The sequence below is a fragment of the Microbacterium sp. genome (assembly GCF_031178525.1).
Lineage (GTDB): Bacteria > Actinomycetota > Actinomycetes > Actinomycetales > Microbacteriaceae > Microbacterium.
This window is the reverse complement of record NZ_JAPSJA010000100.1, coordinates 1-9017: the sequence shown is the minus strand read 5'-3', so window position 1 is coordinate 9017 and position 9017 is coordinate 1. Positions and strand designations below refer to the sequence as shown.

General features: G+C 71.5%; 15 protein-coding genes. 7 read left to right on the top strand and 8 right to left on the bottom strand.

The genetic code is table 11. The annotated features are described in order from the left end of the window. A partial coding sequence (locus RIF89_RS08145; RefSeq protein WP_309068623.1) for an alpha/beta fold hydrolase occupies positions 1-386 on the bottom strand: 386 nt, incomplete at its 3' end. A gap of 344 nt (positions 387-730) precedes the next feature. Between RIF89_RS08145 and RIF89_RS08140 the strand changes: the two genes are divergently transcribed. After that, complete coding sequence (locus tag RIF89_RS08140; RefSeq protein ID WP_375294454.1) at positions 731-1471, top strand: 3'-5' exonuclease; 741 nt, start codon at positions 731-733, stop codon at positions 1469-1471. A gap of 209 nt (positions 1472-1680) precedes the next feature. On the opposite strand, the gene RIF89_RS08135 is transcribed toward RIF89_RS08140, so the two are convergent. Further along, positions 1681-1932, bottom strand: coding sequence for a type B 50S ribosomal protein L31 (locus RIF89_RS08135; protein ID WP_055989351.1), 252 nt, complete (start codon positions 1930-1932; stop codon positions 1681-1683). Between the two features lie 90 nt (positions 1933-2022). Further along, positions 2023-2805 (bottom strand): ABC transporter ATP-binding protein, encoded by a 783-nt coding sequence (locus tag RIF89_RS08130; protein ID WP_309068621.1) that lies wholly within the window; start codon positions 2803-2805, stop codon positions 2023-2025. A gap of 72 nt (positions 2806-2877) precedes the next feature. On the opposite strand from RIF89_RS08130, the gene serB reads away from it, so the two are divergent. Then, entirely contained in the window at positions 2878-3513 is a 636-nt protein-coding gene (gene serB / locus RIF89_RS08125; RefSeq protein WP_309068620.1) for a phosphoserine phosphatase SerB, read from the top strand. 6 nt (positions 3514-3519) lie between these two features. Here serB and RIF89_RS08120 read toward each other — a convergent pair whose 3' ends face one another. From RIF89_RS08120 to RIF89_RS08110, 3 genes are read right to left on the bottom strand one after another with little or no spacing between them, the layout of a single operon-like run. Then, on the bottom strand, positions 3520-3948 hold the full coding sequence (locus RIF89_RS08120; protein ID WP_309068619.1) for a cupin domain-containing protein: 429 nt from the start codon (positions 3946-3948) through the stop codon (positions 3520-3522). After that, entirely contained in the window at positions 3945-4505 is a 561-nt protein-coding gene (locus tag RIF89_RS08115; protein ID WP_309068618.1) for a pyridoxamine 5'-phosphate oxidase family protein, read from the bottom strand. The genes RIF89_RS08120 and RIF89_RS08115 overlap by 4 nt, the downstream gene beginning before the upstream one ends. Beyond that, the gene (locus RIF89_RS08110; RefSeq protein WP_309068617.1) at positions 4502-5053 is read right to left on the bottom strand and encodes a TetR/AcrR family transcriptional regulator; all 552 of its coding nucleotides are present in this window, start codon (positions 5051-5053) and stop codon (positions 4502-4504) included. The genes RIF89_RS08115 and RIF89_RS08110 overlap by 4 nt, the downstream gene beginning before the upstream one ends. A gap of 95 nt (positions 5054-5148) precedes the next feature. Between RIF89_RS08110 and RIF89_RS08105 the strand changes: the two genes are divergently transcribed. Together RIF89_RS08105 and RIF89_RS08100 are read left to right on the top strand one after the other, a co-directional pair. Further along, positions 5149-5685, top strand: a complete 537-nt coding sequence (locus RIF89_RS08105; protein ID WP_309068616.1) for a 2'-5' RNA ligase family protein — start codon at positions 5149-5151, stop codon at positions 5683-5685. Positions 5686-5694: 9 nt separating this feature from the next. Further along, on the top strand, positions 5695-6393 hold the full coding sequence (locus RIF89_RS08100) for an alpha/beta hydrolase (RefSeq protein WP_309068615.1): 699 nt from the start codon (positions 5695-5697) through the stop codon (positions 6391-6393). On the opposite strand, the gene RIF89_RS08095 is transcribed toward RIF89_RS08100, so the two are convergent. Next, entirely contained in the window at positions 6390-7109 is a 720-nt protein-coding gene (locus tag RIF89_RS08095) for a beta-ketoacyl-ACP reductase (protein WP_309068614.1), read from the bottom strand. The genes RIF89_RS08100 and RIF89_RS08095 overlap by 4 nt on opposite strands. Positions 7110-7261: 152 nt before the next feature. Between RIF89_RS08095 and RIF89_RS08090 the strand changes: the two genes are divergently transcribed. The 3 genes from RIF89_RS08090 to RIF89_RS08080 are packed head-to-tail and all read left to right on the top strand — an operon-like array spanning position 7262 to position 8723. After that, positions 7262-7654: a DUF3099 domain-containing protein gene (locus RIF89_RS08090; protein ID WP_309068613.1), complete on the top strand. Its 393-nt coding sequence runs from the start codon at positions 7262-7264 to the stop codon at positions 7652-7654. Then, positions 7651-7887 (top strand): hypothetical protein, encoded by a 237-nt coding sequence (locus RIF89_RS08085; protein ID WP_309068612.1) that lies wholly within the window; start codon positions 7651-7653, stop codon positions 7885-7887. Before RIF89_RS08090 ends, RIF89_RS08085 begins: the two co-directional genes overlap by 4 nt. Then, positions 7884-8723: an SURF1 family protein gene (locus tag RIF89_RS08080; protein ID WP_309068611.1), complete on the top strand. Its 840-nt coding sequence runs from the start codon at positions 7884-7886 to the stop codon at positions 8721-8723. The genes RIF89_RS08085 and RIF89_RS08080 overlap by 4 nt, the downstream gene beginning before the upstream one ends. A 20-nt stretch (positions 8724-8743) precedes the next feature. On the opposite strand, the gene RIF89_RS08075 is transcribed toward RIF89_RS08080, so the two are convergent. Continuing rightward, a partial coding sequence (locus RIF89_RS08075) for a DJ-1/PfpI family protein (RefSeq protein WP_309068610.1) occupies positions 8744-9017 on the bottom strand: 274 nt, incomplete at its 5' end.

Below are 9017 nucleotides of genomic sequence, written 5' to 3'. Positions count from 1 at the left end.
GGTGTCGCGAGGCCACGTGCGACCGCGGCGGACGCGACGATGGATCCGAACGAGTGGCCGAGGACGACGCTGTCCGGGGCGACCGCGGCGTGGAAGGCGTCCAGCCAGTCGGCATAGGCGTCGATGTCATGGCGACGCTCCGGCAGCGGCGCCGTCTCGCCGAAGCCCGGCAGGTCGGGCATGATGACGCGCACTCCGGGCAGATGCGCCACGACCGGCTCGAGGCCGTGGTGCTCGCCGCGGAAGCCGTGCACGGCCACGATCGTCACGGCCGCGTCGTCGGGACCGTACGTCCAGTAGGCGGTGCGGCCGCCGAGGACGTCGACGTCGCGGCGGACGACGGGGATCTCGGACAGCTGAGCGGAGTAGGGCGACGCGACGGGCACGGATCGAGTCTACGGAGCCGCGTCTCAGGCTCCGCCGGGGTGGCTCCCGCGCGATGTCGGCACCGCGCCCTACGGTGTGGTTCATGACGAGGTCGTGGCCGGATCCGCCCCCGCTGTTCGAGCTGGACGAGCTGGACCATCCCGGCGAGACGACGACGTGGGTTCCGCGCGTCGAGGACGCCTCGCCCGGGGATCGCCCCGCGCCGACTGCGGCCCTGCGGGGCTCCGAGTCGCCCTGCGAGGCCGAGGTCGCCGCGGTGGTCGATGTGCAGACCGTGGTCGATGTGCAGACCGTCGTCGAGGTCCACACGATCGCCGAGGTCGAGCCTCTCGTGGAGGTCCAGATCGAGACGGTGGTCGACGTCGCGGTCGACGCCGTCGTCGAGGTGGCGCCGGATCGCTGGACGAACCGGATCGGCGTGTTCGATCTCGAGACGACGGGCGTCGACGTGACGGAGGACCGGATCGTCACGGCATACGTGGGACTGCTGGACGCGACCGGGCGCGTCATCCACGAGGAGCACTGGCTCGCCGACCCCGGCATCGAGATCCCGGAGGGCGCGACCGCGGTGCACGGCATCACGACCGCCCACGCGCGGACCCACGGCCGTCCCGCGGCCGAGGTGGTGGCGGAGGTCACCGCGGCGTTGCGCACGCTTCTGTCGGGCGGCATCCCCGTCGTCGCCTACAACGCGGCGTACGACTTCTCGCTGCTGAAATGCGAGGGTGATCGGCACGGACTGCGGCCCCTCGACTCCCCCGCACCGGTGATCGATCCGCTCGTGATCGACAAGACCCTCGACCGCTACCGCAAGGGCAAGCGCACGCTCGATGTCGTCGCTGCGCACTACGCCGTGCCGCTCGAGTCGGCGCACGAGGCATCCGCCGACGCCATCGCCGCCGGTCGCGTGGCGCTCGCGCTCGCCGAGCGGTTCGCCGATCATCTGCCCGACGACGTTCTCGAGCTCCACACGCGTCAGATCGGCTGGGCTCGCGAGCAGGCGGCCAGCCTGACCGAGTACTTCATCCGCATCGGCCGCCTCGAGCCCACCGAGTGCCTCGACGGCTCGTGGCCGGTTCGCTAGCGCTGCGCTGACTGACCCCCGCCTCGGCGAGCAGTCGCGACGCCGCCGCCTCCCCGCGAGACCTCATCTCGGCGCGAGACCTCATCTCCGCGGCGGGACATCGACGAGCGGTGATGTCTCGGCGCGCGACTGAGGTCTCGGGACGGATGCGCGTCCCGGAAACGCGAAAGACCCCGCCGAGGCGGGGTCTTTCTGCAGAACCGTGGGGCTTACTTGGAGCCGAAGTTCTTGAAGCGCTGGTTGAACTTCTCGACGCGACCGGCCGAGTCCATGATGCGCTGCTTGCCCGTGTAGAACGGGTGCGACGCCGACGAGATCTCGACGTCGATCACCGGGTACTCGACACCGTCGAGGTCGATGGTCTTGTCGCTCGTCACCGTCGAACGGGTGAGGAAGGTCTCGCCCGAACCGAGGTCGCGGAACACGACCGCCTTGTACTCGGGGTGGATGTCAGTCTTCATGGGGTCCTTGCCAAGAGGTTTCGAAAGTCTTCCGGTGCTTGGGCACCAGCGAATGAGTCTACCAGACGTGGGCGCGCCTGCGACCCCGGGTCAGTGGGCGCGGGCCGCGTAGCGGCCGCCGTCCTCGCTGAGCTTGATCTGCACGCCGAAGGTCTCCGACAGATTGCCGTCCGTCAGCGTCTCGGCGAGAGGGCCCGCCGCGACGGGCTTGCCGTCGCGCAGCAGCAGCACGTGCGTGAAGCCCGGCGGGATCTCCTCGACGTGATGCGTGACCATGACGAGCGCCGGGGTGACGGGCGACTTGGCGTACTCGCTGAGGAGGCCGACCAGCACCTCGCGCGAGCCGAGGTCGAGGCTCGCCGTGGGCTCGTCCAGCAGCAGCAGCTCCGGGTCAGTCATGATCGCGCGGGCGACCTGCACGCGCTTCTGCTCGCCTTCGCTCAGCGTGCCGAACGTGCGGTCGGCGAGGTGGTCGAGGCGCCACTCCTGCAGCACGCGCAGCGCACGGCGCTCATCGATGTTCTCGTACTGCTCGTTCCAGCGGCCGAGCACCGAGTACGCGGCCGTGAGCACGGCGTTCAGCACGGTCTCGTCGGCGGGGATCCGCCGCGCGAGTGCCGCCGAGGCGAACCCGATGCGCGGACGCAGCTCGAACACGTCCGTGCGGCCCAGCCGCTCGTCCAGGACGTCGACCGTGCCGGACGTCGGGTGGATCAGCGTGTCCGCGAGCTGCAGGATGGTCGTCTTGCCGGCGCCGTTCGGTCCGAGCACGACCCAGCGCTCGTCGTCGTTCACCGCCCAGGTGAGGCCGTCCACGATGTTCCGGCCATCTCGGCGCACGACGACGTCTTGGAAGGAGAGCACAGGGGGCATGCGGCAAGCCTACTCATCGGCGCCACCGCCTCCGGGCTGACGCGCGGGCCCGGGCCGGTACGCTCGACACTCGTGACCGCGCGCCTTCTCGTCGTCCTCGATGCCGACTCCACGCTGATCCGGAACGAGGTCATCGAGCTGATCGCCGACGAGGTCGGACGGGGCGCGGAGGTCGCCGCGGCAACCGAGGCGGCGATGCGCGGCGAGGTCGACTTCGCTCAGAGCCTGCGATCTCGGGTGCACGAGCTGCGCGGCGCGCCCGTCGCGTCGTTCGCGCACGTGCGGGGGCGGATCGAGCCGACTCCTGGCGTCACCGCGCTGATCGATGCCGTGCACGCACGCGACGGTCTGGTGGGCGTGGTCTCGGGAGGATTCCACGAGATCCTCGACGACCTGGCACCGCGCCTCGGCGTCGACCTGTGGCGCGCCAACCGGTTGGTCGCGAGCGACGGTGCACTGACCGGCGAGGTCGACGGGCCGATCGTCGACGCCGCCGCGAAACGGGAGTGGATGATGCGCTGGGCCGACGAGCATGGCGTGCCCCGCGCCCGGACGATCGCAATCGGCGACGGCGCGAACGACCTCCTGATGCTCGAGGCCGCGGGTCTCGGCCTCGCGTTCAACGCCAAGCCGGCCGTGCGCCGCGCCGCTCCCCTGGTGATCGGTCCCGTCGACCTGTCTCAGGTGATCCCACTGCTGCCGTTCTGAGTCGGCTCACCAGGGCATCGGCCGCTCGGGCGCGCGACTGCTGTCGTCGGGGGCGTACGGCAGCGGCTCGCCGCCCGCCCGGATGCACAGCCAGCGCAGCTCACCGTGGCTGCCCGGGTGTGCGCGCCACGTGCGCCACACATCCTGACCGACCCGGATCACCGTTCCGGGCCCCACATCGACGACCTCCTCGTCGAGCGCCATCTGCCCGCGACCGGTGAGGAACACGTACAGCTCCTCGATGCGCGAGTGGGCGTGCCAGTATCCGGCCTGCTCGCCCGGCTCCAGCGCATTCGCCGTGAGCCCGATGTACTGCATGGTGAGCTCGTGGTCGACGACCCGTCGACCGTCGCGCGACCGTGCGGCGTCGAATCCGCCGTGGTGCGCCCGCCATTCGTCGAGCGCGCCGATCGCGGCGACCTCGAACCCGCTCATCCGCGTTCCTCGCTCCTGATCCATCGGTCCGCACCTCGTTCATCCGAGGTGCGCAGGTAGACGATCCGGTGGTGCCGTCGGTCGGGCGATCCCTGCCAGAACTCGACGCGCTGCGGCTCGATCCACCAGCGCACCCAGTCGTCTATGCCCTCGCGCGCGACGGCAAATCGAGCAGTGAGGTCGGCCGCGCTCTCCGCCGGGGAGGCCTCGCGGACCGCGCCGCGGACGCGCACCGCGCGCACGAGGGGCTGCCACCAGAAGTCGAGAGCGGCCACCGGATGAACCGCGAGCTGCGCGCCCTTGCGTGAGGAGCGACGCCCGGCGAAGGCCCATCCGCGTGCGTCGACGTCCTTCAGGATCAGCGTCCGGGCGTCCGGGAGGCCATCCGGATCGATCGTCGCGAGCGTCGCGGCGTGCGGCTCGGCGACTCCCGCGTCGACCGCCTGACGCAGCCACGCGAGGAACAGCGCGTGCGGCTCGGCGGGGAGTCCGGCACCGAGCGGCGGAGCCTGCCCGGTGAGCGCGGGAAGCGATCGCAGCCAGTCCGCGGTGGTCATGCGCGCGCCTCGAGCAGGCCGAGGAAGCCGCGCACGGCGGCGCGCATGGGCTCCTGATCGCCGAGCGCGCGCGACAGCACATAGCCGCCCTGGACCACCGCGACGGCCGTCGTCGCCCGATCTCGCGCTGCGTCCGCCTCGAGGCCCTGCTCCCTCAGCACGCCGGCGACGGTCTGGATGAGGTTCGAGAAGTACGCCGCGACCTCGGTGTGGAGATCCGCGTCCGCCATCACGAGCGGATCGGCGGTGAGGCGCCCGACGCGGCAGCCGGCCACGGCGTCGCGGGGGCGCTCGAGGTACGCCGCGAGCCGCGCGTCAGGGGCGCCCGTCCCCTCCAGCTGGGACACCGCCGACCGGAGCGTCTCCTCGACGGTGCGGGAGACCGCGGCGACGGCGAGATCCCGTTTCGATGGGAAGTGGTGATAGAGGCTCCCCTGCCCGACGCCGCTGTGCTCGAGCACCTCTCGCGGCGTCGTCGCGGCGACGCCCTTCTCGGCGTAGAGCCGCTGGGCGGTCACGACGAGGGCTTCCCGCGCATGCGTGGTCATGGGGCCAGCATGGCATACCTAGAGGTAGGTATGCCAGAAGGCCGCTCCTCGCGTTCCGGGATCCGCCGCTGTCGGTGTGCTCATAGGGTGAGCGCATGAAGGCGGCCCTGATCGTCCCCGTCCGCGCGGCGATCCTGGATGCGCATCGCCCCGCTCTCGATCCGTCGCACGCACTGGGTCTTCCACCGCACGTCACCGTGCTGTTCCCGTTCGGAGCGCCGAGCGAGATCGGGGCGGACGGGCTCGCCCACCTCGCGCGGGTCATCGAGGGCGTGCCGGCCTTCGGGGCGGAGTTCGCATCCGTCGATTGGTTCGGTCGGGATGTGGCGTGGTTGCGGCCGGTCGACGACACCGGCTTCCGCGAGCTGACGGCGGCCGTGCACGCGGCCTTTCCCCGGTTCCGGCCGTACGGAGGAGCGCACGACGAGGTCATCCCGCATCTGACGATCGGCACCGCGCCGCCGGCAGCCCTCGGGCAGCTTCGCGAGGCCGCCGCGAACGTGCGGCAGGCTCTGCCGATCCGCACGTCCGTGGACGCGGTCGACTACGGGGTCCTGACCGGCGACGCGCATTCCTGGACCGTGCGGCACCGTCTGCCACTCGGGTCACCGGATGTCGGTGGTGGCCCCTAGCCTGTGGGCATGGCGGACATCATCCTCATCCCCGGTCTCTGGCTCGACGCCTCGTCGTGGGACGCTGTCGTCCCCTCGCTCGAGGGCGCGGGGCACCGCGCACGTCCCCTCACCCTCCCCGGCGTCGGCGCGCCCGCGTCCGAGTCTGCGGAGATCGGCATCGCGGACTGGGTCGACGCGGTCGTCGAGAAGGTGGACGCGGTCGAAGGGCCCGTCGTCGTCGTCGGCCACTCAGGCGGCGGGAACGTCGCGTGGGGCGTCGCCGACCGCCGGCCGGAGAGGGTGGCGCGCGTCATCCTGGTCGACACGATGCCGCCGCCCGCGGGTTCCGGCATCTCCGAGTTCCCCGTCGTCGACGGCGTCGTGCCGTTCCCCGGATGGGACTTCTTCGGGGAGGAAGCCGCCGACCTCGACGACGACACACGTGAGCGCACGGCCTCGCGCGCCGCGTCCGTGCCGGCGCGGGTGCCGACCGACGAGCTGCAGCTCGGCGACGACCGCAGGTTCACGGTGCCGGTCACGGTGCTCTCCGGCGCGCAGGAGGAGGCCGAGCTGCGCGCGATGCTCGCCGAGTGGCCGGCGTGGGGCGAGACGTTCGACGCGATCGAGTCGGTCGAGGTCGTCACGCTCGGCACGCGGCACTGGCCTCAGTTCTCGAAGCCCGGCGTCCTTGCCGCGGAGATCGCGAAGGCGGCGGCGCGGGTCTAGTGCCCCATGCCGAGGCCGCCGTCGACGGGGATCACGGCACCCGAGATGTACGCGGCGTCGTCCGACGCGAGCCAGGTCACCGCAGCGGCCACCTCGTCCGGGCTGCCGTAGCGGCCCGCGGGGATCGACTTGCGGTACTCGGCCTGCAGCTCCTCCGACAGTTCCGCGGTCATGTCGGTCTCGATGAATCCGGGGGCCACGACGTTCGCGGTGATGCCGCGGGCGCCGAGCTCCCTCGTGAGCGACCGCGCGAAGCCGACCAGCGCGCTCTTCGACGACGAGTAGTTGATCTGCCCGGCGGATCCGAGCAGGCCCACGACGCTCGAGATCAGAATGACCCGGCCGAAGCGCGCCTTCAGCATGCCCTTCGATGCGCGCTTGACGACGCGGAAGGAGCCGCCGAGGTTGGTCGCGACGACGCTGTCGAAGTCGTCCTCGCTCATCCGCAGCAGCAGGGTGTCCTTCGTGATGCCTGCGTTCGCAACGACGATCTCGATCGGACCGAGCTGCTGCTCGACCTCGGTGAACGCCGCGTCGATCGCGGCGGAGTCCGTGACGTCGGCACGCACCGTGAGCGTGCCGTCGGGTCCCTCGCCGCTGCGAGCGGTCACCGCGACGCGGTATCCCTCCCGCACGAAGCGCTCGGCGATCGCGCGGCCGATGCCGCGGTTGCCGCCGGTGACGAGGACCACACGGCCGGAATTGTCAGTGCTCACGATGCTGCTCTCCTGTCGGTGACGATCCTGGCAAGCCTACTTTCGGGACGAACGCGACGCGGGGTGCGGGCGCGCACAAGCCTGTCCGTTCACGGCTGTACCCGAAGGACAGCGGCGTAGGCTTGAGGGATCGTACGGATTGGTTGAATCCCTTGAAAGCCTCCCGCAAATCGCAGTACTCCGCGCAGTCGGCGACCTCGCTGCCCGTTGCTCCGGAAGAGGACGCGGGCGCGCGCGTGCGGAACTATCTGCTGACCATGGGGATCCGCATCGCCTGCCTGCTGCTCATGGTGCTCGTCACACCGTACGGCTGGTACAGCTTCGTGTTCGCGGCGGGCGCGATCTTCCTGCCGTACTTCGCTGTCATCGGCGCGAACGCGGCCAGCGCCCGCAGCGCCGCGGGCGCCGAGCGGCCGGAGGTCGCCGGGATCGAAGCCAGGACCCCCAGGGTCGAGCCGCAGGATGAGCGCCCCGCCGCGCCCACCGTCATCCGGATCTCGGAGACGCCGCGCAAGCCCGCCGAAGGCGAGCCGGACCGCACATGATCGGCGCACTTCTCGGCGGCGGAGGACCCGCCGCCCCCACCTGCTCGCGCGCCGGCTGCGGCGAGCCCGCGACCTGGTCGATCGCGTGGCGCAACCCGCGGATCCACGCGGCCGACCGACGCAAGGTGTGGCTCGCATGCGACGAGCACGTGGGCTATCTGCGCGAGTTCCTCGCCGCGCGCGACTTCCCGCTCGAGGTGTCGGCGGGCGTTCCCACCGGAGGCGACGCATGAGCCCCTTCTCCCGGAACCGTGGCGTGCGGTGGAGCGTCTACGCGCTGATCGCGGTGCTGTTCGCGGTCGCGTGCGGTTTCCTGTCGCACTGGCAGTTCTCCCGCAACGAGGAGCGCGCGACGATGCTCGCCCTCGTCGCCGCGAACTACGACGCGCCGCCGCTCGCCGCGGAGGACGTGCTCGATCGCGGCTACTCCCCCGATGAGGAGTGGCACCCCATCCGGCTCACCGGGCGCTACCTGTCCGACGATCAGCTGCTCGTGCGAAACCGCGCCCAGGGCGGCACGAGCGCGTTCGAGGTGCTCGTGCCGTTCCAGCTGGCGGATGGTCGGATCATCGCGATCGACCGGGGCTGGGTGCCGCCCGGCGAGGGTGCCGTCCCGGACGCCGTGCCCGCGGCGCCGGAGGGCGAGGTGTCGGTCATCGCACGCATGCGGCCGGGCGAGCCGCTGCCGTCCTCGGGGCGCACGGCCCCCGACGGCCAGCTGCCGACGATCCATCTGCCGTCCGTCGCCGACATCGCGGGCCCTCAGACCGAGACCGCGTTCTACGGCCTGATGGTGAGCGAGGATCCCGCGCCGTCCGCGCGGCCGTCCGAGCTCGCCGCTCCCACGGACGACCCGGGACCGCACCTGTCCTACGCGATCCAGTGGATCCTGTTCGCGGTCATGGGGTTCGTGTTCATCGCGTACATGATCCGCACCGAGATCCGGGCCCGCCGCGAGGACGCGGAGGGCCCGGATCCGGACGACGTCGATGCCCCACGGCCCGCGAGGCGGCGACGTCGGGACCGCGACGCGGACGAGGAGGATGCGCTCCTCGACGCCGGCGCCTGAGAGCGGACGTCCCGTCGGGCTCAGGGCTCCGGTGTCTCGAGCGCCTTCGCGATCGCGGCGTTGAACGCGTCGAGGTCGCCCGGGTTGCGCGACGTGATGAGCGTCCCGTCGACGACGACCTCCTCGTCCCGCCAGTCGGCGCCCGCGTTGCGGAGGTCGGTCTCGAGCGACGCGTACGAGGTCAGCGAGCGCCCGGATGCGAGGCCGGCGTTCGCGAGGATCCACGGGGCATGGCAGATCGCCGCGACGGGCTTGCCCGCGTCGAAGAACGCCTTCACGAAATCGACGGCCCCG